General features: G+C 60.6%; 13 protein-coding genes and 1 pseudogene. 11 read left to right on the top strand and 3 right to left on the bottom strand.

Features of this window, described 5'->3' with window-relative positions; genetic code table 11:
* Together D8U61_RS00555 and D8U61_RS00550 are read left to right on the top strand one after the other, a co-directional pair.
* Window positions 1-5081, top strand: a pseudogene (locus D8U61_RS00555) (LapA family giant adhesin); the annotation flags it as partial.
* A 149-nt stretch (window positions 5082-5230) separates the two neighbouring features.
* Window positions 5231-5569: a hypothetical protein gene (locus tag D8U61_RS00550; protein WP_016772279.1), complete on the top strand. Its 339-nt coding sequence runs from the start codon at window positions 5231-5233 to the stop codon at window positions 5567-5569.
* Between the two features lie 209 nt (window positions 5570-5778).
* Here D8U61_RS00550 and lapD read toward each other — a convergent pair whose 3' ends face one another.
* Both lapD and lapG read right to left on the bottom strand, forming a co-directional pair.
* Entirely contained in the window at window positions 5779-7725 is a 1947-nt protein-coding gene (lapD, locus tag D8U61_RS00545; protein WP_130926249.1) for a cyclic di-GMP receptor LapD, read from the bottom strand.
* Between the two features lie 14 nt (window positions 7726-7739).
* Window positions 7740-8432 carry a cysteine protease LapG gene (lapG, locus tag D8U61_RS00540; RefSeq protein WP_024011112.1) on the bottom strand — a complete coding sequence of 231 codons (693 nt, stop codon included), beginning with the start codon at window positions 8430-8432 and terminating at the stop codon, window positions 7740-7742.
* Between the two features lie 196 nt (window positions 8433-8628).
* Here lapG and D8U61_RS00535 point away from each other — a divergent pair, with 196 nt between their 5' ends.
* The 5 genes from D8U61_RS00535 to D8U61_RS00515 all read left to right on the top strand — a co-directional run bounded on the left by D8U61_RS00535 (window position 8629) and on the right by D8U61_RS00515 (window position 15628).
* Entirely contained in the window at window positions 8629-9339 is a 711-nt protein-coding gene (locus D8U61_RS00535) for a GntR family transcriptional regulator (protein WP_016772282.1), read from the top strand.
* A 693-nt stretch (window positions 9340-10032) separates the two neighbouring features.
* The gene (locus D8U61_RS00530) at window positions 10033-10809 is read left to right on the top strand and encodes a DUF3050 domain-containing protein (protein WP_130926248.1); all 777 of its coding nucleotides are present in this window, start codon (window positions 10033-10035) and stop codon (window positions 10807-10809) included.
* Window positions 10806-11735, top strand: coding sequence for a diiron oxygenase (locus D8U61_RS00525; RefSeq protein WP_130926247.1), 930 nt, complete (start codon window positions 10806-10808; stop codon window positions 11733-11735). The genes D8U61_RS00530 and D8U61_RS00525 overlap by 4 nt, the downstream gene beginning before the upstream one ends.
* A gap of 10 nt (window positions 11736-11745) precedes the next feature.
* The gene (locus D8U61_RS00520; protein WP_130926246.1) at window positions 11746-15138 is read left to right on the top strand and encodes a non-ribosomal peptide synthetase; all 3393 of its coding nucleotides are present in this window, start codon (window positions 11746-11748) and stop codon (window positions 15136-15138) included.
* Between the two features lie 22 nt (window positions 15139-15160).
* Window positions 15161-15628 carry an SRPBCC family protein gene (locus D8U61_RS00515; RefSeq protein ID WP_125925877.1) on the top strand — a complete coding sequence of 156 codons (468 nt, stop codon included), beginning with the start codon at window positions 15161-15163 and terminating at the stop codon, window positions 15626-15628.
* A gap of 126 nt (window positions 15629-15754) precedes the next feature.
* Here the strand turns inward: D8U61_RS00515 and D8U61_RS00510 are convergent, their stop codons facing one another.
* Window positions 15755-17635, bottom strand: coding sequence for a methyl-accepting chemotaxis protein (locus D8U61_RS00510; protein WP_130926245.1), 1881 nt, complete (start codon window positions 17633-17635; stop codon window positions 15755-15757).
* Window positions 17636-17947: 312 nt separating this feature from the next.
* Here D8U61_RS00510 and D8U61_RS00505 point away from each other — a divergent pair, with 312 nt between their 5' ends.
* The 4 genes from D8U61_RS00505 to D8U61_RS00490 all read left to right on the top strand — a co-directional run bounded on the left by D8U61_RS00505 (window position 17948) and on the right by D8U61_RS00490 (window position 23291).
* A complete protein-coding gene (locus D8U61_RS00505) occupies window positions 17948-18448 on the top strand; it encodes a sigma-70 family RNA polymerase sigma factor (RefSeq protein WP_041479723.1) in 501 nt (166 codons plus the stop codon).
* Window positions 18448-19449, top strand: a complete 1002-nt coding sequence (locus D8U61_RS00500; RefSeq protein ID WP_125918745.1) for a FecR family protein — start codon at window positions 18448-18450, stop codon at window positions 19447-19449. The genes D8U61_RS00505 and D8U61_RS00500 overlap by 1 nt, the downstream gene beginning before the upstream one ends.
* Window positions 19450-19535: 86 nt before the next feature.
* Window positions 19536-22037 carry a TonB-dependent siderophore receptor gene (locus D8U61_RS00495; protein WP_130926244.1) on the top strand — a complete coding sequence of 834 codons (2502 nt, stop codon included), beginning with the start codon at window positions 19536-19538 and terminating at the stop codon, window positions 22035-22037.
* 75 nt (window positions 22038-22112) lie between these two features.
* Window positions 22113-23291 carry a PepSY domain-containing protein gene (locus D8U61_RS00490; RefSeq protein WP_130926243.1) on the top strand — a complete coding sequence of 393 codons (1179 nt, stop codon included), beginning with the start codon at window positions 22113-22115 and terminating at the stop codon, window positions 23289-23291.
* The last annotated feature ends 119 nt before the right edge of the window (window positions 23292-23410 follow it).

The raw sequence follows: 23410 nt of genomic DNA, 5'->3' as shown, positions 1-23410 counted from the left end.
GCGAAACCACCGGCACCGCAACTGTTCCTGCACCGTCCGACGACGTCTACAAAGACGCCGGCTCTGTTCAGGCCACGATCACCAGCGCCACCGGTGGTAACTTCGAAAATCTCGTGCCGAGCACCACGCCAGCGATCACCCAGGTCACCGACACCATCGATACTTCGACCGTCAAACTGACGGCTGATACTTCGGTGGCTGAGGGCGGCACTGTGACTTACACCGCCACCGTTGGTGCGCCAGTTACTGGCTCGCCTGTCGTCGTGACTCTGGCCAACGGCCAGACCATCACCATCGGCGTCGGTCAGACTACCGGCACTGCAACCGCTGTTGCTTCGAACGATGCACTGACCGGCCACGCTCCGATCACCAACTCGATCACTAACGTAACCGGCGGTAACTTCGAAAACCTCGTTGCCGACAAGACCCCGGTCAGCACCACCGTGACCGACACCGTCGACACCACCAATCTGTCACTGAGCGCAACCGGCTCCGTGACCGAAGGTGGCCAGATCACCTACACCGCGACACTGACCAACGCCGCTGGCTCGCCTGTGACCGTCACCCTGTCGAACGGCGCCGTGATCACCATCAAGGCTGGCGAAACAACCGGCACTGCAACCGTTGCGGCACCCTCCGACGACGTCTACAAAGATGCAGGTTCCGTGCAAGCCACGATCAAAACCGCGACCGGTGGTAACTTCGAAAACCTGGTACCGAGCACCGCGCCAGCAGTGACCAGCGTCACCGACACCGTCGACACCACCACCGTAAAACTGAGCGCAACCGCCACAGCGGCAGAAGGCGGCAACGTCGTCTACACCGCAACCGTCGGCGCCCCCGTCACCGGTTCGCCAGTTGTCGTGACGTTGGCCAACGGCCAGAACATCACCATCGCCGTCGGCCAGACCACCGGCACCGTAACCGCCGTCGCACCGAACGATGCGCTGACCGGCAACGCTCCGCTGACCAACTCGATCACCAACGTCAGCGGCGGCAACTTCGAAAATCTCGTCGCCGACAAGACCCCGGTCAGCACCACCGTGACCGACACCGTCGACACCACCAACCTGTCCCTCAGCGCCAGTAACTCGGTGGCAGAAGGTGGCCAGATTACGTACACCGCGACATTGACCAACGCCGCTGGCTCGCCAGTGACCGTGACCCTGTCGAACGGTGCCGTGATCACCATCAAAGCGGGCGAAACCACCGGCACGGTGAACGTTCCAGCGCCAGCTGACGACGTCTACAGAGACGCCGGCACCGTGCAGGCGACCATCAGCAGCGCCACCGGTGGCAACTTCGAAAAACTGGTACCGAGCACCACGCCAGCGGTGACCAGCGTCACCGACACCGTCGACACCACCACCGTCAGCATCACTGGCAGCAGCTCGGTGACCGAAGGCCAGACCGCCAGCTACACCGTCAGCCTCAATCACCCGGCGCAGACCGAAGTGACCCTGAAAATCGTCTACAGCGGCACTGCTGCCGACGGTTCGGACTTCACCGGTGTGTACACCGTGAAGATCCCGGCGGGCGCCAGCAGCGCGCAGTTCAACGTCGCCACCCTCGATGACAAGATCACCGAAGGCACCGAGAACTTCGTGGTCAAGATCGATTCGGCTACCGGCGGCAACTTCGAGAACCTCGCGGTCAGCAGCACCAATGGCAGCGTCAGCACCTCGATCATCGACAACGATGCACCACCGGTGCTCGATCTGGACGCCAACAACTCCAGCGGTGCGACCGGTGCCGATTACAAGGTGACGTTCACCGAGAACACCCCGGGCGCCGGCGTGTCGATCGCTGACACCGACCTCAGCATCACCGACCCGGACAGCACGATGCTGACCGGTGCCACCGTGGTGCTGACCAACCGTCAGGACGGCGATGCGCTGAATCTGGGCAACAGCGTCAACGGCATCACCATCAATGCCAACAGCACCAACGGCACGGTGACCCTGACCCTATCGGGTAACGCGACCCTGGCCGACTACATGCAGGCCATCAAGAACATCAGCTTCACCAACAGCAGCGAAAACCCGAGCACCGTGCCGCGCATCATTACCGTGACGGTGACCGATGGCGGCAACTACTCGAACACTGCGACCACCACGGTCAACGTGGTGGCGGTCAACGATGCACCGGTCGCTGCGCCGAGCGATGTCACCGGCACCGAAGATACGCCGCTGGTACTCGGCTGGTCGACCTTTGGCGTCACCGATGTCGACAGCCCGGCGAGCAGCCTCGGTATCAAGATCACGCAGCTGCCGGGCGAGGGCAAACTGCAGTATCTGGACGGCTCGACCTGGAAGGATGTGGCCAACAACCAGACCTTCAGCAAGGCCGACATCGACGCCGGCAAGCTGCGCTTCCTGCCGGATGCCAACGAGTCGGGCACCAACGGTTACGGCGGCACAGGTCTGGGCAACAAGCAGGCGGACTACGCGCAGATCAAGTTCCAGCCTACCGATGGCCAGGCGCTGGGCAGCACCGGCACAGTGAAGATCGACATCACGCCAGTGGCGGATGCGCCGACCGTGGCCGTGGCCGATAACAGCGTTAAATCCACTGGCCTGATCAAGGAAGTCTGGACCGGTCTGTCGGGTCTGGGCACTGACGGCAGCGGAGCGAATTCGACCACCCTGAAAAACGTCATCGACGCCGCCGGCAAACCGAACTCCAGCGGCAACGTCACCAACGTGCAGTCTGACGGCAGTGTCGCCGCCGGTACGGCGTCGAAGACCTCTGGCCTGATCTACCTGGAAGCCGGCAAGACCTACAGCTTCAGCGGCGTGGCCGATGACAGCCTGCTGATTACCATCGGCGGCAAGAGTGTGGCTTCCGGTACCTGGGGCGCGGGCGGTGCGATCAATGGTTCGTTTACCCCGACTACAAGCGGTTACTACACCCTCGACATCTACCACCACAACCAGAGCGGCCCGGGCAGCTACGATGTCAACCTGTCGGTCAATGGCAGCACGCCAATCGATCTGAGCAACGCCGGCGTGCCGATCTACACCGGTGTGCAGGATCTGATCAACTCGGGCGTGACCGTCTCCGATCTGCACGGCACCAACGGCGAAGGTTATTACGACGGCTACAAGCTCAACACCGGCGCTGAAGGCACCACGGTGAAACTGTCGGCGATCAGCACCGCGCTGACCGACACCGACGGCTCGGAAACCCTGACTGTGAAGATCAGCGGTGCACCGGTCGGTTCGGTGCTCAGCGATGGCGCGGGTCATACCTTCACCGTTACCGCGAGCAATGGCGAAGCCAACGTCACCGGCTGGAACCTCGGCTCTCTGACCGTGACCCCGCCAACCTACTACAACGGCCAGTTCAACCTGACCGTGACTTCGACGTCCACCGAACAGGTCGGCGGCTCGGCAAGCAGCAGCGCGACCATTCCGGTCACGGTAGTGCCTGCGGTGTACAACGCGGTCACCGCCACCTCGGGTGATGACAACGTCACCGGCACCGACGCCAACGACATCATCGTAGCTGACATCGGCGGCCTGACCGTGGTGCCGGGCACCAACTACAACATCGCGTTCATGGTCGACAGCTCGGGCAGCATGAGCACTTCGTCGCTGAACGCCGCGAAAGACTCGCTGACCTCGGTGTTCAACAGCCTCAAGCAAAGCCTGGGCGGCAGCAACTCGGGCACGGTGAACATCTTCCTGGTGGACTTCGATACCCAGGTCAACAAGTCGGTGTCGGTGAATCTCAACGACCCGAATGCGCTGACATTGCTCAAAGCAGTGCTGAACTCGATGGCATCCGGTGGCGGTACCAACTACGAGGACGTGTTCAAGACCACGGCCAACTGGTTCCAGAGTGCCGACGCAGTGGCCAACACCGGGGCGAAGAACCTCACGTACTTCATCACCGACGGCCAGCCGACTTACTACCAGACCGGCGAGCAGACCAACCCGACGCTGTATGGCAACGTGAAACTCGACAGCGTGGTGAACACCAGCAACTACAAGCAGGGCGACACGTTCAGCACCTACATCGACAACTCGCACTACCTGACCATCAACAGTGCCGGCAGCGTTGTGCTGCAAACCTACAACTCGTGGTGGGGCTGGAGCAGCGAGACCCTGGGCACGATTCACGCGCAGGGCGACGGCACTTATGAATTGTCGAACCTTGCGGGTACCGGCAACAGCACCAACTCGTCGACGACCAGCAACTCGACCAGCGGCTTTGCCTTGTTGAGCGGGTTGTCGAGCGTCGAAGCCATTGGTCTGAACAACGACGTCAGCCTCAACGACCTCAAGCCGTACGACTCGGACAAAACGCCGCAAACCAACATCGATCCGAAGGACCTGGCCAACTCGATCATCGGCCATACCGAAGCGACGATGCCGGGTAACGACACCGTCAACGGTGGCGAGGGCAACGACATCCTTTTCGGCGATCTGGTCAGCTTCAACGGCATTGCCGGCGAGGGTTACCAGGCGATGCAGGCGTTCGTCGCCAAGGAAACCGGCGTTGATGTCAGCAAAGTCACCACCAGCAATGTGCACCAGTACATCACCGAGCACTATCAGGCGTTCGATGTGTCCGGCGCGCACGATGGCAACGACACGCTGCTCGGTGGCGCAGGCAATGACATCCTGTTCGGCTCGGGCGGCACCGACCTGCTCGACGGCGGTAAAGGCAATGACATTCTGCTCGGCGGCACCGGCAACGACACGCTGATCGGCGGTCAGGGCAACGACATCCTCATCGGCGGTTCCGGTGGCGACACCTTCGTCTGGAAATCGGGCGACACCGGTAACGACGTGATCAAGGATTTCAAAGCCAGCGAAGGCGACCGCATCGACCTGCGCGACCTGTTGCAGGGCGAGACCGGCAGCACGATCGACAACTTCCTGAAGATCACCACGGTGGATGGCACGTCGTCGCTGCAAGTCAGCTCGGCGGGCAAATTCAACTCGGGCGATGCCGCTGCGGCCACGCCGGACGTGACGATCAAACTGGAAGGCAACAACTGGGCGAGCGCCAACCTGCACAACCTGATTGCCGGCAGCGACCCGACCATCAAGGTCGATCACAACAACAGCTGAGGCTGAAACAACAACGGCCGCCTCCTGTGGGGCGGCCGTCGCGTTTGCGGGCAATGCAGCGGTGACGATTTGTTCGTCGCCCCGCATACTGGCGCGCAGTTGGCTATGCTGCTGACAGCATGACGCTGTTCATTTGTGAGGGATGCTTAATGTTTTACGTGCAACGCGATGCGCAGGGCCAGTTGATTCGCGTGGAAGCTGCGGCGTACGCCGAGGCCACGGAAACGCTGCCCGCCGATAACCATGAAATTCAGGCGTGGTACGCCAACGAAGCCGTGGAAAACAGCCTCAAACAGCTCAAGCAGAGCGACTTTGAAATGATTCGGGTACTCGACGACCTGATTCAGGTGCTGACCCAGAAAGGCGTGATCCGCGTCACTGACCTGCCGGCGGCGGCCCAGGCCAAACTGATGGACCGCACCCAGGCACGTGAAGCGCTGGGCGGGTTGAGCCAGTTGATCGATGAGGATGAGGGTGGGTTGATCTGATCCTCCCAAGATCCAAAGCTTACCCTCACCCCAGCCCTCTCCCGGAGGGAGAGGGGGCCGATCGAGGTGTCTTGCGCTATCCATCGACCTGAGAGATCGAGTCGATTTTGGATTCAGTGGAGCTCTTGCACGTCGGCGTATCTCGTAAATATCCCACGGCCAGTCCCCTCTCCCTCTGGGAGAGGGTTAGGGTGAGGGCGCTTCTTGGCTCACCCCCAAGGCTTCGGTTCACCGAGCAACTGCCCCTGCACGCCATACAAGCCCATCTCGCGAATCACCGACAACTCCCCTTCAGTCTCGACCCGTTCGGCAATCAGCGGCAGATCGATGCTGTGCGCCGCGCGCTGGATCGCTTCGATGAACAGGCGCTTGTCGCTCTCCTGATCGATCGCGCGGATGTAGCTGCCGTCGATTTTCAAATACGCCAGACCCAACCGCGCCAGGTTGCCGATCATGCTGAAGCGCCCGCCGAAGCGCTGCAGGCTCAGCGAGAACCCGAGCTCGCGCAGGCGTCGGGTCAATTGCTCCAGCACCGCCTGTTCAGGCAATTGCTCCTCGCCGATTTCCAGAGTCAGACGCGCGCCGAGATTGGAATGCGCGCGCAGAATCTCGAAGACTTTGTTCAGCGCCTGCGGGTCGGCCAGCGTTGCCGAGGACAGGTTCAGCGCCAGCGAATCCTCGTGCCCCTTCATCTGCTCGAGCACGCGTTCGAGCATCAGCCGATCGAGCCGCGCGGTCCAGCCGAAGCGCTCCAGCCACGGCAGAAAGCGCCCGGCGGGAATGGTCTGACCCTGCTCGTCGAGCAAGCGCGACAGCACCTTGTAATGCAGCACCAGTTGCGTGTCCTGCGCAGCGACCACGGGCTGGAAGTACAGCTCGAAACGCTGCTGACTCAAGGCCTGATCCAGCAGTCGATGCCAAGCGTGATGGTCGTCACCGACCTCCGCCACCAGACTCTGATCGATGCACGCCCAATTCTGCTCGCCCTGCCCTTCGGCCTGTGCGAGCGCCTGATCGCCCAGTGTCAGCACCGCTTGCGGGGAGTCGCCGTGAGCGAAGGGCGCCAGCCCGATCGAAGCCACCGCCGGCACATCGGTCGCGCCGGTGGCATGCAGGCTGCTCAAGGCATTGTCGAGATTCTGCGCCAGCTGCAGCGCTTCCTCGCGCACCAGCCCCGGCGCCAGCACGGCGAATTCACCGCCGCGAATACGCGTGACCAAGTCCTGGGTTTGTGGATATCTGGCGCACTCGCGGGTCAGTTGCTCGCCGACGGCCTTGAGCAATTGGTCGGTACGCTGGCCGCCGAGACGCTGGTTGAGCCCGGCCAGATCCTTGACCCGCAACAGCAGCAGATAACCGGAACTGGCCTGCTCCGGGTTGCTCACACGGTTGTTCAGTTGCATCTCGAAATAGCGGCGGTTGGCCAGGCCGGTGAGGTTGTCCTGATAGGACTCGGTACGCAGTTTTTCACTGCGCTCGGCCTGCTCCTGAAACAGCGTCTTGAGCTTCTCGACCATCTGATTCATCGCCTGCACTACGCGACGCAATTCAGGCGTGCGCGGCAGATCCGGCAGGCTGAGAAACTCGCGACGGGCAATTGCATGGGACTGCTGGACCATGTAATCGAGGGGCTTCAACTGCCGACGCAGCAACAGCGCGCCGAGCACCGCACTCAATGCGCCGCAGATCAGCAACCAGCCAAGGCTGCCCAGTGCGCTCTGCCATAGCTTGGCCACGGCGAACATCGGATGGCTGACCACCTCGACCCGCGCCGCCTGCTCCCAGCCACGGCTGACCAGCGCATCGCCACCGGCCGGTTCGAGGCCGATCAGTCTGACGAACCAGTCCGGCACATTGCTCACCGCCGGGGTACCGCTGCGCTCGACAATGGTCTGCTCGGTCTTCACGTCGACCACGCGGATGCTCGCGTAATAACCGCTGTCGAAAATCGAACTGACCAGCAGCTCGACCATCGCCGGGTCGTCGATATTCGGCGTCAGCGACAACGCCAGCGCCGTCGCCGCGTCCTGTGCGTGAGAGCGCAACTGATTGACGTACTGGGTGCGCGAGCTCTCCAGGCTGACCATGAAGCTGCCGGTGAAGGCCACGACCAGGAACAGACAGATAGCGATCAACAGCTGTTTGAACAAAGACATCTGAGCGCGTGCTCCTAGTTAGTCGTCTCGACCGGAAAACCTTCGGCCTGCATTTTTTTCAGCACATCCTGCCAGCGCGACAGGCGTTTGGTGTCGCCGACCTTTTTATTGCCCTTGGCGCCGGGCAGATACAGACCTTCGGCATTGAAAGAGTAGACCGGCAGCAAATCGGTCCGCTGCGACGCCGGCTGGATCGGATCGATCAGGCTGTCGAGCACCAGCGGCATGGCATCGGGGGTCGCATAGTACGTCAACACCATGTGCGCGCGGTTCTGGCGCAGCGCCTTGACGTAGGTGATGCGCAGCTTGTCACTGGAAACGCCGAGATGGCGCAGGCTGAAATACTTGGCGATGGCGTAGTCTTCGCAGTCGCCGGCGCCCTTCCACAGCGCTTCGATCGGGGTTTCCCAATAATCCACTTCGCGCCACAGATCGATGTCTTCGACGTAACGCACCTGCTTGTTGAAGAACAGGTTCACCACCTTGAGCTTGTCCATCTCACTGACCTGCTTCTGCGTGGCCAGCAGATTCTGCCAGGCATCGATGCGCTGCTGCCCCGCGCCCAGTGGCCCATAGAGAGCAGTGGCCTTGCGGCTGATCGCGGAAAAATCCCAATCGGCGTGCAGGCCGCCCAGCATGACGCCGGCCAGCAGCAATGCGCAGCCAAGCCAGCGCAAGGTCCGAGGGATCGCGAAACGTACCGCCACTGCAGGTTTCCAGAAGGACAGAAAGGAAGCGTTTGATGGTGAAGCTTAGCCCGGCAAAAAACAATGGCACCGTGAGATCATCGAAGACGCGCTAGACTTGAGATTGCCGCGCAACGTTTTACAAGGTTTGACAACCTGTAGAGCAATCACTAGTGTCATTTGGATCCAAATATTGCGACCTACAGGGTGTGTTGTCGTGACTCAGAAGCCCAAACCGCTGCACAGCATCAAAGTCGAAGGACCGATTCCTGCGCATCTGGCCCGGTCGGTGATCGAAGAAACCCTGCGCTCGGCCATTCTCGATGGCCGCCTGCCCTGTGGCACTGCACTGCGCCAGCAGGATCTGGCCGATCTGTTCGGGGTCAGCCGCATGCCGGTGCGCGAAGCCTTGCGCCAGCTCGAAGCGCAGGAGCTGCTCAGCGTCACTACGCACAAAGGCGCCGTGGTCGCCCCACTGATCCAGGGCGATGCGGCTGAAACCTACGAGTTGCGCATTCTGCTCGAATCCGAGGCATTGCGGCAGTCCATTCCGCTGCTGACTGAGGCCGAGCATCAACTCGCCGCCGGCTACATCGACGAGCTGGAAGCTCAACACGACTACAACGAAATCGGCCGCCTCAACCGTCTCTTTCACATGGCCCTGTATAGCAAGGCGCCCAACCAGCGACTGCTGCGCCTGGTGGAGGACGGGCTGAACGAAGAGGAACGTTTTCTGCGGTTCAATCTGGAAGCCATGGGCTTGGGCAAGCTGTCCCAGGATGACCACCGCGCCATGCTTCAGGCCGTGATCGAGCGGGACATACCGCGCTCGCTCGCAATGCTGGAGCAGCACCTCAACCGTGGCGTTGAGGTTATCACCCGCTACCTGGCGACTCCCGCCGCACAGAAGCGTCACACCGCACGCTGATATCCCGTACGTCGAATAATCCCCTTACAAATCTTCGCGACCGCTCTGCTGCCGGCTCTGGCAGCGGATCGGCGTGCCCGCTGGTGCCCGCCCCGGCCCTGCCGACGCATTTCTGCTGCCCGCCGATGACCAATCGGTAATAGCCGTGACGGCAATTTACCCGCACTCTTCCAGCGCCACCCCTACAGAACGGGGACGCGCCGCCCTGACGGCACAGTCCCCGCAACAGGAACCTACGGAAGGAGCCTTGTCACGGGAAACAGGAAGTCATGGCGCCGGTCCCGGCCAACTTTCGCCCCCTTTGAATTCATAAACTTCCCTTGTTTAAAAGTTGCTTCGAGTGAGGCATTCACTCTTGTTATCGATTTTGGCCGTTATTAGCCGAAAGGAGTAACTACGCCCAAATAAAACTTGGTCTGAAAGTTTTATCGGTAACTCTCATATTCAAAAAACAGCCAACTTAAAATAATTGAAAATAAACTTGTTAAATGCATTTGCCCTGTATTAGTTTTTCTCTCGCCAGGTTTGAACGTCGCCGTTCAGCGCGGCATACGCAACAACCGCAGCACCCGTGGCGCCGCAACGGCGCCACAGCGCAATCAATATTTGCCCGACTAACTTGCTATCCAACTCGCCCGACCGCTTATAGCAACTGAAAAGAAACGTGCACTTCAATCAATGATAAAGGACATCATGATGCCCACTAAGCAGCAACTCGCCCTGAAGAAAGCCGAACTGAGTATTCACCCGATCTTTTCCGAGATTACTTCGTTATCGGTATTACGTCGTTTCATGGAAACCCATGTATTTGCCGTATGGGACTTCATGTCGCTGACCAAGCGCCTGCAACAGGAACTGACCTGCACGCATTTACCCTGGTTGCCGCCGCGCGATCCCCACGCGGCGCGGTTGATCAACGAGATCGTGCTGGGCGAGGAATCGGACGATCGCCTCGATGCCGGCCACTACAGCCACTTCGAGTTGTACCTGGATGCGATGCGCGAAGTCGGCGCGAGCACCACGGCGGTAGAGCGCTTTGTCGCCCTGCAGCAGGAAGGCGTGAGTTATGACGTCGCGTTGCAGAGCGTCGACGTCGACCCGGCGGCGGCGCAGTTTGTCCGCGATACCTTGCGCGTCGCCCTGGAAGCGCCGGGACACAGCGTTGCCGCCGCGTTCCTGCACGGTCGCGAGAGCGTCATTCCGACGATGTTCCAGCGCATCCTCGATGACTGGGGCATCGGCATCGAACAGGCACCGACCTTTCGCTACTACTTGCAACGGCATATCGAAGTCGATTCCGAAGATCACGGCCCCGCCGCCGAGCAGTTGCTGGAGCGTCTGGTGGACGGCGATCCGCAGCGCGCAGCCGAGGTTTACGCCAGCGCCATCGCCGCCGTGGAAAGCCGCATCGCCTTGTGGGACGGGCTGCGCCTGAGCATGGGCGTGGAAGTTGCCGAGGTGGCCCAATGAACGCTGCCGACTATCAATCCTTCGCCGAGGCCTGGGAAAGCCGCGCGACCATCCGCACCCGTCCCCGGCGGTTGCTGGAAGACGATCAGCGCCTGATCTACCCGCTCAGCCGCCAGCCGCTGGTGCTCAGCGAAACCTTCCTGCGTGAATGCCCGGAGCAACGTGATTTCGCCCTGGTGCAGACGTTGTACAAATTCATCAACGACGTAGTGATTTTCGAGACGGAAATCGTCGACAAGACCGCCCGCAGCATTGCCAAGAATCGCTTTGCCGTGGCGTTCCCGTTCGCCTGTCGCTACGACGCGATGACCGTGGTGGTCGATGAGGATTACCACGCGCTGGTGGCCATGGACTTCATGCAGCAGACGGTCGCGCTGACCGGTATCGAGCCGATTCAATTGCCCGATGAAATCGAGCTGAGCCGGGCGATTCCCGCCGCTGTTGCGCTGGCGCCGGACCACCTGCGCAGCGCGGTGGAACTGATCTGCGTGGCGATCGCCGAAAACACCGTGACCGGTGATGTCGCCGCGTTCGCCCGCGACGATTCGGTCAAGCCGTCGATCAAGGGCCTGATGGCCGACCACTTGCTCGACGAAGGTCGCCACTCGAGTTTCTGGTCGCGGATGGTGCGCATCTATTGGCACACCGCCAGCGACACGGACCGCGAAACCATCGCGCAGATTCTGCCGGTGTTCATCGGCCATTACCTGACCAACGACATCCAGAAGTCCTTCGATTTGCGCCTGATCGATGCGCTGCCGGTCAGCGAAACCACCCGACAGTCATTGCGTGAGGAGATCGCGGGACTGGCCTTCCCGATCAATCGCCACCACCCGTTGGTGGGCAACATCGTCAGGTTTTTCCACAACAGCTCGCTGCTCGACACACCGTGCGTGCAGCACGCCCTGCGCGACTATCTGGTTTGAGGAGGCCGACATGAAACGTCTCGACATTTTGCTCACCGGCGCCGGCCAGGCCATGACCGATCTGGCCCGGGAGCTCGAACAGCATGGCCATGCTGTGACCCGCAGCGGCGCCACTCAAGCGGCGGTGGATCTGATCATCGACGATGGCTTTATCGCTGCCGGCGACTTCTGCGCCATCCCGCATCTGCACCTGCGCCTGGGTGTCGCCGCGCAAGAGCATGGCGGCCTGCCGACCCTCGACTTGCTGTGCTTTCTCGGCTCGTCGCTGATCAGCCGTGTGCCGATCGGCGATGAGCCGTCCGGCAACGGTCAGTCGCTACGCCAACGAGCGCTCGCCCATGTGGTCGACGAAGTGGCGTTGCTGGTCAGCCGCTTTTCCCGCGATGCCGATTATTTGAGGCATGCCCCGGTCCTCAAAGCGCCGGATTTCGAACGCCTGGAAGATCTGCTGTTTCTCGACAAACTGGCGTATGTCCACCGTCTCAACGACACGGCAAATCCGGCGCTGCTGGAGCAGGCGCAAATCCCGCTGATCGAGCGTCTGCAACGAAGCCTGATCGAGCATGCCGAACGACCGGCGCTGCACCTCGGCGGACAGTCCATCAGCTACCGCCAATTGCACGCCCACAGCCGGGCGATCCAGCAGCGGTTGCTGCCCTTGCTCGAGCAATATCCGCAGCCGTGGGTGGTCGCTGTCTGCCAAGGCAAAAGCCCGGCACTGTTCGCCTCGATTCTGGCGATTCTCGGCAGCGGCGCGGTGTACTTGCCGCTGGAGCCGAGCCATCCCTTGCAGCGCCAGCAATACATCCTGGAAAACGCCGGCGCGGTGTTGTTGCTTCACGATGGACAGCAGGCGCTCAGCGAGTCGATAGCGGGGCTGGATGTCAGTGACATGGAAGCGCCGAACGCCGATCTCGACCGGCCGCTGATGCAGCACCGCCCGGAGCTTGATGCGCCGTGCATGGCGCTCTACACCTCGGGTACCACCGGGCATCCGAAAGGCGTGCTGCTCAGCCAGGCCAATCTCGCCCATTTCACCGCGTGGTACGCCGACTACGTGCAGCTGCACGCCGAGAGTCGGGTGTTGCAGTTCTCTTCGCTGAGCTTCGATTCTTCGCTGATCGACATCTTCCCCAGCCTGCTCGCAGGGGCGGAACTCGTCGTGCCCGACGACACCCAGCGCCGCGATCCTTTGCAGCTGATTGCGCTGATTCGCCGGCGGCAACTGACCCACGCCTTCCTGCCACCGGCGCTGTTGAGCATCCTGCCGCTGGAACAACTGGAGGGCGTTCAGGTGATGACCGGCGGTGATGTCTGCGAGCCGTACGTCATCGAGCAACTGACCCGTCAAGGCACCCTGCACAACCTGTATGGCCCGACCGAAGCCACCGTGCTGATCACCGCGCGCCAGCTCAAACCGGGCGACAGCAACCGCACGCTGGGAGGGCCGATCGCCAACAGTCGGGTGCTGATTCTCGACGACGATCTGCAACCGGTGCCCGATCAAACCGTCGGTGAGCTGTTCATCGTCGGCCCCGGTGTCTGCCTCGGTTACCTGAACAATCCGCAGCAGACCGCCGAGCGTTATCTGAACCTGTCACTGCCCGGCGGCGAAACCGTGCGCGCCTACCGCAGCGGCGACATGGCCAAGTGGGGCGAGCACGGTATCGAGCTGTGCGGGCGGCGCGACAATCAGGTGAAAATCCGTGGCTTTCGCGTCGAGCCGGAAGAGATCGAGCGCTGCCTGCGCGAGAGCCGCTTGTATCGGCAGATTGCCGTGGTCATCGACAATCAGCGGCGGATTCTGGCGTTCCTCGCCCAGCCACAGACCGAGACTGCCCGGTACGAACTGAAAGCCCACGCCCGGCAGTTTCTGCCGGACTACATGCAACCGGGAGCGTGGACCGAACTGGCGCAGATGCCATTCGCCAGTAACGGCAAAGTCGATCGCAAGGCGCTGTTGGCATTGCCGGTGACGGTGCAGGACAGCGCTGCGAAATGCCTGCCGGCCAATGCTGACGAAGCGCTGCTTCTTGAGGTCTGGGCCGAACTGCTGGAACTGCCGACCAGCGACATTTCCACTGACGAAAGCTTCTTCAATCTCGGCGGTCATTCGATTCTGCTGTCGCGGATGTTGCTGCGCTTGCGTGAGGAATTCGGCCGAAGCATTTCGATCAATCGCTTCATCGAACTGCCCACGATCAGCAAACTGGCGACGCTGGTGCGCGGCAGCGATGACAGCGCCGTGCTCAGCGCTCAGGCCATGGCCGACGCCGAGCGCGCGCTGGATGTCGAACCGCTGCCGATCAGCCGCATGGGCGATGTGCACAAGGTCATCGTCACCGGTGCCAACAGTTTTGTCGGCGTGCACATCGTCGAAGCGCTGCTCGGTTGGGGCGCCAGCGAAGTGGCCTGTCTGGTGCGCGACGGCGCCGGGCAAACGGCGGCGCAACGCTTCGCTCAGTCACTGCGCGAGAACCGGCTGGAGCACCTCGACCTGAGCCGTGTGCGAGTTTACGCAGCTGATATCAGCCGTCCGCAACTGGGCCTGGGCGATGAGGATTATCAGCGCCTGGATCGCGAGTTCGGCGCGCTGGTGCACAACGCCGCCAACGTCAACCACGTGCTCGATTACGAGTCCCTGGCGGCGGACAACGTCGAGCCGATTTTCGCCCTGCTGAAGCTGTGCGAAGGGCAGCGCAAAAAGGTCTTCAACTTCGTCTCGACCCTGTCGGCATCCAGCACCGTGGATGACGCCGGTCGAGTGCTGGAACTACCCGCCGCCGCGACGCCGCCGATCTACATTCGCAACGGCTACAACCTGTCGAAGTGGGTCGGCGAACGCATCCTCGAACGGGCGCGCGAGCGTGGTGTTCGGGTCAATCTGTATCGCCCCGGCAACATCAGTTTCAACAGCCTCAGCGGCGTTTGCCAGCCGCATAAAAACCGTTTGATGCTGATGCTCAAAGGCTCGATCCAGCTCGGACAGGTGCCGGCCTTCGCGCTGAATTTCGACCTGATGCCGGTGGACTTTCTCGCCCGCTTCATCGCCTTCCATGCCAGCCGTTATTCAGCGCAACGCGCGGTGTTCAATCTGCACAACCCCGAGCCGCTGAGCTGGGATGCGTACGTCGCTTCGTTCCGCGAAACCGGCAGCGAATTTTCGCTGGTCAGCGTCGCCGATTGGCAACAGCAACTGAACCGGGTCGACGCCGACAACGCGCTGTTCGGCGTGCTCGGTTTCTACCTCAACGGCTTCGAAGAAGACATCGGCGACATCTCCCTGATCGGTCACGCCAACGCCGAGGCCGGCGTGCGGCAGATGGGCGCGCACTACCCACAGAAATCCCCGGCGCTGCTGCGTCGCGGCTGCGACTACCTGAAAGAAATCAACTTCATCTGACTCATCAACAAGGAGCAACACCATGAGCAATCTGCAACCCGACACCCTGATCAAAAACCCGCAAGGCTGCCACGTTGTGTCGTCGGTGGAAGTGCCGGCGGACGCGGCACAAGTCTGGGCGATCGTTGGCGATTTCGCTGGCTTCGAACGATTCATTCCAGCGCTTTCGCACACCGAAATGACCGGCGAAGGCGTGTCTTCGCTGCGCAAGAAAGTCTTCAAGGACGGCAACGTCGTGGTCGAACAACTCAACTCGCGCGATGAACAGGCGCGGCGCATGACCTGGACGACGATCTACAACACGTTGGGGGTGGCGAACCTGTGGGCGGCGATGCAAGTGGAATCGCTGAGCGCAGGGAAGTCGCGAGCGACCTGGACGATCATTGCCGAACCGGCTGCGGATGGGGATGAAGCATTGCCGGGGTTCAGGGATTTCGTGCAGGGGTTTGCCGATGATGCGATGGGCAATGTGCTGAAGCTGTTTGTCTAAGGCATCGGTTTGGCGGTGATTGAACCGCCGCTTTCGCGAGCAGGCTCGCTCCCACATTTGGAATGCATTTCCCTATGGGAGCGAGCCTGCTCGCGAAGAACGATAACGCGGTCTGCGATCTGTGAATCAGATCTTGAAACTGTCGACCAACTGCTTCAGGCGATTGGCCTGCTGCGACAACGCATCACAATCCTTCAACGTTTCGTTGAGGTTGGCCACGCTCTGCTGGTTCAACAGGTTGATCTGGTTGACGTCGACGTTGAGGGTTTCCACCACCGCCGTCTGCTCTTCAGTCGCCGCTGCAACCGATTGGTTCATACCGTCGATTTCGCCGATGCGCTGGGTCACGCTGACCAGACGCAGACCGGCCTGATTCGCCACTTCCACGCTTTGCTCGCTGGACGCCTGACTGGCGTTCATGGTGCTCACCGCTTCGCGCGAACCGACCTGCAGCGAGGTGATCATCTTGTGGATCTCTTCCGCCGATTCCTGGGTGCGATGAGCGAGGTTGCGCACCTCATCGGCGACCACGGCAAAACCGCGCCCGGCTTCACCGGCACGCGCGGCTTCGATAGCAGCGTTGAGCGCCAGCAGGTTGGTCTGCTGCGAGATGCCTTTAATCACATCGAGGATGTGGCCGATGTTGTCGGTGCTCGCGTTCAGGGTTTCGATCTGCGTGCACGACAGGCTGATCTTCTGCGACAACTCGGTCATCGCCTGAATGGTCTGCTCGACCACCTGACGACCATCATCGGCCTGCTCGGAAGCGCCACTGGCGTGCTGCGAAGCATCCGCCGCGTTGCGCGCGATCTCCTGAGTGGCGGCGCCCAGCTGATTGATCGCTGCCGCGACGCTGTTGGTGCGCGCACTTTGCTCGTCGGAACCGACGATCGAAGCGTTGGACGAAGCCATCACCCGTTGCGACAGGTCATGTACGTGACGGGTCGCCGACGACACTTCGGAAATCGATGCGTGAATCCGTTCAACGAACTGGTTGAACGCGCTGCCCAGTTCACCGAACTCGTCTTTGCTCTCGACCACCAGACGCCGGGTCAGATCGCCCTCGCCTTGGGCAATGTCCTTCATCGCGCGGCCCATGGTGGTCAGTGGACGCATCAACACGTTGATCAACAGGCTCAACAGCAACGCAATCGCCGCGACCGCGACAAACATGGCGATCAACGCCGAGGTGCGGAATTGGCTGAGTGCAGCGTAGGCCTTGTCGCGATCGATCGACAGACCGATGTACCACTGCGCATTTGGCAGATCGCTGACCGGGGTGAACGAGAGAATGCGTTCCTGACCGTTGAGCACGACGTTCTGGTTGCCCTTCTCGATGCGCACGCTGGTGTTCGGGTAGATGTCCTTGAGGTTTTTCATTACCTGATCTTTGTCCGGGCTGACGATCACCTGACCGTCAGCACTGACCAGAAACGCATGGCCGAGGCCGCCGAAGTCTACCGAGTTGATGATCTTCACCAGGGTTTCCAGGCTGAGGTCACCGCCGACCACACCGAGCAATTCACCGTCCTTCTTCACCGGCATGGCGATGGTCACCACCAGGCCACCGACGGCCGCCATGTACGGCGGGGTCAGCATGGTTTTATCGGCGGCCACGGCCTGCTTGTACCAAGGGCGCTGACGCGGATCGTAACCGTCCGGCATCTTCGCATCGGGGCGCTGGGTGAAGACACCGTTGGCCTGGCCGACATAAGTGAACTGAAAGTTCGACGTGAAGGCCGGTTGATCGACAAGACCGGGGAGGTCGGCATGCCTGCCTTGATGGGCAACGTTCTGCGCGAGGTTTTCCAGCACCAGAATGCGCCCGCTCATCCAGTTCTGCACGCTGCTGGCGGTGAGGTCACCGGCCTGTTGCACGGAGGACTGCAGGTTCTGGCGAATGGTGTTTCGTTGCAGATAATCGTTGTAGAGCGTGAACAACGCGAACGCCAGGACCACGACGCCCGAAGCGGCCAGGAGGATTTTATGGCTGAACTTGAGATTCATTTCATGGGACTTCTTATGCCAAAAGTGGGGATGCGTTTCCGGATGCAACATTCCATGTACGGCGCAGGCAGCGTTCTTCTGGCCGCTCTACTTTGGTGCACGCATTTCTCACCAGTCTGTCGGCCGGCGGCGGAGAAATCTTAGGGGCGCGTGAGAAATGGACTGGGTTTGTGCAGGATTCCCGCCGAACGGCGTGCCAGAGCGGCTGCGAGGGAATTTTTCGCATAGACATGGGGGCAGCAGTTGCAAAATCTGTAACCCTTGATGACAATGCGACTAATTATCATTTGTGACGTTCGGGCTGGCGTGGTCATGTCTTCACCTGAGTTGGTCGTACAGGCGCTTTACGGTAGTCATCACGGCTGGCTCAACGCTTGGCTGCGCGCGCGGCTGGGCAACGCAGCGGATGCAGCGGATCTGGCTCAGGACACTTTCCTGCGCCTGCTGCAACGCACCGAACGCCTCGAACTGAAAGCGCCCCGAGCTTTCCTGCGAACCATCGCGCGCGGTCTGGTGATCGATCATTGGCGCCGCGAGGAAATCGAGCGGGCCTATCTGGAGACCATTGCTCACTTGCCTGAAGGCGAAGTACCTGACGCCGAATCGCGCGCGTTGGTGCTGGAACTGCTGGAAAGCATTGCGCGCATGCTCGAAGGACTGAAGCCGAAAGTGCGTCAGGCGTTTCTCCTGGCGCAGTGCGAAGGTTTGACTCACAAACAGATCGCCGAGCAGTTGGGCGTATCGGTACGTTCTGTGGAACGCTACGTCGCCGATGCGCTGTATCACTGCTATGTGTTGCGGTATGAAAGCTGATGCCTGTGGATAACCTCTCACTCGCTCGCCGCGTCGAACCGCGCCAACAGGTGGTCAAGCAAGCGATTCACTGGCTGCTGCGGCTGCGCAACAACCACGGCAATTCGCGGCTGACTCGCCAATGCGAGCAGTGGCGCGCCGAGCATCACGAACATGAAATCGCTTGGCAGCGGGTGCAGTCGCTGCAAGCCGAATTGAGCTCCAGTCTGCGCGCCGTGCCGGGTGCGCAGGTCGCTTTCAACACCTTGGAAAACAGTGCGCAGGGGCTGGGCCGACGCCAGGCCTTGAAGTTGTTGTCGGGCGCGCTGTTGATGGGCTCCGCCGCGTGGCTGGCCAAGGACAGCGCCGCTTGGCAGCAATGGAGTGCCGACTACGCGACGGCGACCGGCGAACGGCGCGGTTTCCAGTTGCCCGACGGCACGCGCATCGAACTCAACACCGCCAGCGCCGTAGATCTGGATTACACCGCGCAGCAGCGCCTGATCAAACTGACCCGTGGCGAGATCATCGTTACCTGCGGCGGCTCTGACGAGGGCGCGGCGACCGATCGACCGCTGCGCATACAGAATCGCCACGGCACTTATGCGCCGTTCGATGCGCGTTTCATTTTGCGTCAGGAAGAACAGTGCACGCGGCTCAGCGTTACCCGTGGCCGGGTGTTGGTTCGCGCTGGCGGTCATTCCCTCGAAGCACTCGCCGGGCAGAGTTTTCTGGTCGATCAAAGCGGTTTGCGCGCAGCGCCGACGCCGGATATGGATGCGGGCGCCTGGCTCGACGGTTTGATTGTCACGCGCAATATGCGGCTGGGTGACTTCCTCGCTGAAGTCGGCCGTTATCGCCCGGGTTATCTCAATTGTTCGGCGGAGATCGCAGACCTGCGCCTTTCTGGGGTGTTCCGTCTGGAGGACACCGACAGGCTGCTGGCGGTCCTGCCGCAGACGCTGCCGGTGCAATTGCGTTATCGCACCCGCTGGTGGGTGACCCTGGAACGTGCGGTGTGATTATTTTTGGCGGGTTTTCGCAGGCAGTCCGGCTTAGTCAGTAAGCACTTCAACTCAGCCCCCGCGACTGCCTACGGAAATCCACAATGACTGTCCGCGCCACTTGTAAGAACCCTCTGAATTTCACTGCAGAATCGACACTACTGCGCCATGCGGTTCGGGCGGCACTGCTGACCACCGCGCTGGGCGTCAGCGTATTACCGAGCCTGAGTCTGGCCGCCAACACCGGCACCGAGATCAGCCACCGCTACAACATTGCTGCCGGGCCATTGGGCGAGGCGTTGAATCAGTTTGCCCGGCAGGCCGGCATCACCTTGGCGATGACACCGCAACAGACTCAAGGTCAGCAATCTCCCGGCGTGCAGGGTGAATATTCGACCGACCAGGCCTTGAGCCATTTGCTCGGTGGCTCAGGGCTGGAAGCCGTCAGCCAGAACGGCAGCAGCTACATTCTGCGCCCGCTGGCTGAAAGCGAAGCACTGGCCTTGCCGACCACCGACATCAAAGGCTTCGCCCTCGGCAACGCGCTGGGCAGCATGGCCGGCTACAACGCCACGCACAGCCAGATCGCCACCAAGACCAGTACCGCCCTGCTGGAGACCTCGCAAAGCGTATCGGTGGTGACGCGTGAGCAAATGGATGACCAAGGCTCGCAAACCGTCTCGCAAGCGATGCGTTACGCCCCGGGCGTGCTGACCAACCCGTATGGCGCCACCCATCGTTACGACTACGTGGCGATGCGCGGTTTCAACGACGGCTCGGTGGACAACATCTACCTCGACGGCCTCAAGTCGATGGGCGACAGCGGCACCTACAGCACCATGCAGGTCGATCCGTATTTCCTTGAGCGTGTGGACATTCTCAAAGGCCCGTCGTCCGTGCTGTACGGCCGTAGCTCGCCCGGCGGTCTGGTCGCGCTGACCAGCAAAAAGCCGTTGTATGAGGCCTACCATCAGGTGCAGGCCACAGTGGGGACGCAAGGTCAGCGTGGGGTTGGGTTTGACTTCAGCGGTCCGGTCGATGACGACAAGCGCATTGCCTATCGTCTGACCGGATTGAGCGATCAGTCCGACACGCAATTCGATCACAACAAGGAAAAACGCTTCGCCCTCGCGCCGACGTTGAGCATCGATTTCAGCGAAGACACCTCGCTGACCCTGCAGGCCTATCTGCAACACGATCCGGACGGCGGCTACCACGGCGGCGTTCCGGCGGACGGCACGATCCATCAGCGCAATGGCGAACGCATCTCGCCGCGCTTCTTCGAGGGCGAGCCGGGTATCGATGGTTACTCCCGTGACCAGCAATCGTTCGGCTACCAGTTCGAACATCGCTTCAACGACGTCTTCACGGCACGGCAGAACTTCCGCTATCTCGACTCCAAAGTGAACATGGATCAGGTCTACGCCTATGGCTGGACCACCCCGACCAGCAATGAATTGAACCGCTATTACACCGGCGGTGATGAGCGCCTGCATGCGTTCATCGTCGACAACATGCTGCAGGCCGAATTCTTCACCGGCGCGACCAAGCACACAGTCCTGATGGGCGCGGATTACCAACGGCGCAAAACCGTGGTCGACTGGACCAGCGGTGGCCTCGCGCCAATCAATGCGTTCAATCCGGTGTACGGCAACTCGGCGATCGAGATGTACGGCGACACCAGCTATCTGCGGCGCCTCGAACAGACCGGTGTGTATCTGCAAGACCTGATCGAGATGGACAAGTGGCGCTTCTCGCTGGGCCTGCGTCAGGACTGGGTCGAGACATCCGATGAAAACCGCATCGCCGAAGCGGGGCGGCCGGTGGGTACAGAGATCAATGATCGGCGCACGAAACTCACTGGGCGTGCCGGCGCTTTATATCTGTTTGATAACGGTCTGGCGCCATACATCAGCTACTCCGAGTCGTTTAACCCGAACTCCTATGCCGACAGCGCCGGTAATCCACTCGCCCCTACCGATGGCACACAGTGGGAAGTCGGTTTGAAGTATCAGCCGCCGGGCACCGATAACCTGTTCACCGCCTCGCTGTTCCGCATCGACCAGGAAAACCTCGCGACCAAACTGCCGCAGGAAAACTTCTATCGCGCGGTCGGCGCCGTGCGCTCGCAAGGTCTGGAGCTGGAAGCGCATATGCAACTGACCGATAACTTGAAAGTGCTCGGCAGTTACACCTTCACTGATATCGAATATTCCAAATCGATGATCAGCACCTTGAGCACGCCGACCGATGTCATCGAGAACAAGGGCAACTCACCGACTCAGGCGCCGCGACACATGGCCTCGCTGTGGGCTGACTACAAGTTCGACAGCGCCGCACTTGATGGGCTGCGCCTGGGTGGCGGGGTGCGCTATGTCGGCTACAGCTGGGCCGATGCGGAGAACACAATGAAGGTGCCGTCTTACACGCTGTTCGATGCCTCGATTGGTTATGACCTGGGCAAGGTCGGCTTGAAGGGTGTGGATGTACGGCTCAACGCGAACAACTTGACCAATGAATCCTATGTCGCGTCCTGCGCCAGCCTGAACTTCTGCTACATGGGCGAAGAACGCAACGTAGCGGCGACCGTCAGCTATCAGTTCTAAAGCTATGTCCTGTGCATAAAAAAGCCAGCCCCTGCTATCAGGGGCTGGCTTTGTCGTTTCTTCGGGGTGTTTTGTATGCGTGCGTTTCTGGTTTTGTTGCATCGGTACATTGGCTTGGCCACTGCGACGTTTTTATTGTTGGCCGGGCTGACCGGCAGTGTGCTGGCGTTCAATCACGAACTGGATGAATGGCTGAATCCGCAGTTCTACGAGGCGACGTCAGTGGGTGAGCGCTTGTCGCCGGGCGCGTTGGTAGATGCAGTGCAGACTGCACATCCGAAACTGCAAGTCTGGTACATGGAGTATCCCCATGAGACGGGGCATACGACGCTGCTGGCGGCCGTTCCTCGTAAAGATCCAGCAACGGGTCAGCCGTTCAATGAACGTAATCAGGTGTTTTATCTGGACCCGGTCAGCGCGGAGCAAAAAGGCGCGCGCTACTGGGGTGAATGCTGTTTTCAACGAGAGAACTTCATCCCGTTCATTCTGGAGTTTCACTACAACCTGACATTGCCCGGCAACTGGGGATTGCTCTTGATGGGTGGGGTGGCCATCGCGTGGGTGATCGACTGCTTTGTCGCATTGTTCCTGACCTTGCCGCGTGGCAAGCCATTCTGGAAGAAGTGGGCGACCGCGCGGAAGGTCAAAGGCGGGCATGCCTACCGCTTGAACTTCGATCTGCATCGCGCCGGAGGATTGTGGCTGTGGTTACTGCTGTTACCGATCGCCGTCAGTAGCGTGGCGATGAACTTGCCAAGCCAAGTGTTCAAGCCTGCAGTTTCGTTGTTTTCGCCCATCGAGCCGAGCGTTTATGAAGCCAGAGGACGAATGCCCGCCAATCAACTGGGGACGACACAGTTGAGTTATCAACAGGCGTACGAAAGGGCATTGCAGGAAGGGAAACGATTAGGACTGACGGCGGCAATCGGCGAGTTGTATTACAGCTTTGAGTACAACTTCTATGGCGCAGGATTTGGACAGCACGATACGGACGCCCATGGAAAATCCTGGTTGTTCTTTCACGGTACCGATGGCCGATTATTGGGACAGGAGATCGCGGGACAGGGCACGCTTGGAGAGCAGTTCTATCGACTTCAGTTGCCCATACATGGAGGACGGATCATCGGGGTGACAGGGCAGGTAATGATCGCGGTACTGGGTGTGTTGATTGCGGGGTTATCAGGGACGGGAGTTTATATCTGGTGGCGCAAGTGGCAGGCAAGACGCAGCAGCAAGAGTCGCAGAACGGCCTGATCTTTCGTACACGCTTAAATGACAAAACCCCTGTCTGCGTTAGCAGACAGGGGTTTCGGAATTCAATCTTGACGATGACCTACTCTCACATGGGGAAACCCCACACTACCATCGGCGAT

It is taken from the genome of Pseudomonas sp. Sample_14 (genome assembly GCF_004307515.1).
Lineage (GTDB): Bacteria > Pseudomonadota > Gammaproteobacteria > Pseudomonadales > Pseudomonadaceae > Aquipseudomonas > Aquipseudomonas atacamensis.
The sequence above is the reverse complement of the archived record's forward strand: the minus strand, read 5'-3'. Positions and strand labels throughout refer to the sequence as shown.

Coding starts and splice junctions, on each gene's coding strand:
- D8U61_RS00525 (WP_130926247.1), top strand. CDS start 10,806: ATGAACGCTGCCGACTATCAATCCTTCGCCGAGGCCTGGGAAAGCCGC.
- D8U61_RS00500 (WP_125918745.1), top strand. CDS start 18,448: ATGCCTGTGGATAACCTCTCACTCGCTCGCCGCGTCGAACCGCGCCAA.
- D8U61_RS00495 (WP_130926244.1), top strand. CDS start 19,536: ATGACTGTCCGCGCCACTTGTAAGAACCCTCTGAATTTCACTGCAGAA.
- D8U61_RS00520 (WP_130926246.1), top strand. CDS start 11,746: ATGAAACGTCTCGACATTTTGCTCACCGGCGCCGGCCAGGCCATGACC.
- D8U61_RS00515 (WP_125925877.1), top strand. CDS start 15,161: ATGAGCAATCTGCAACCCGACACCCTGATCAAAAACCCGCAAGGCTGC.
- D8U61_RS00550 (WP_016772279.1), top strand. CDS start 5,231: ATGTTTTACGTGCAACGCGATGCGCAGGGCCAGTTGATTCGCGTGGAA.
- D8U61_RS00505 (WP_041479723.1), top strand. CDS start 17,948: ATGTCTTCACCTGAGTTGGTCGTACAGGCGCTTTACGGTAGTCATCAC.
- D8U61_RS00490 (WP_130926243.1), top strand. CDS start 22,113: ATGCGTGCGTTTCTGGTTTTGTTGCATCGGTACATTGGCTTGGCCACT.
- D8U61_RS00530 (WP_130926248.1), top strand. CDS start 10,033: ATGATGCCCACTAAGCAGCAACTCGCCCTGAAGAAAGCCGAACTGAGT.
- lapD (WP_130926249.1), bottom strand. CDS start 7,725: ATGTCTTTGTTCAAACAGCTGTTGATCGCTATCTGTCTGTTCCTGGTC.
- D8U61_RS00510 (WP_130926245.1), bottom strand. CDS start 17,635: ATGAATCTCAAGTTCAGCCATAAAATCCTCCTGGCCGCTTCGGGCGTC.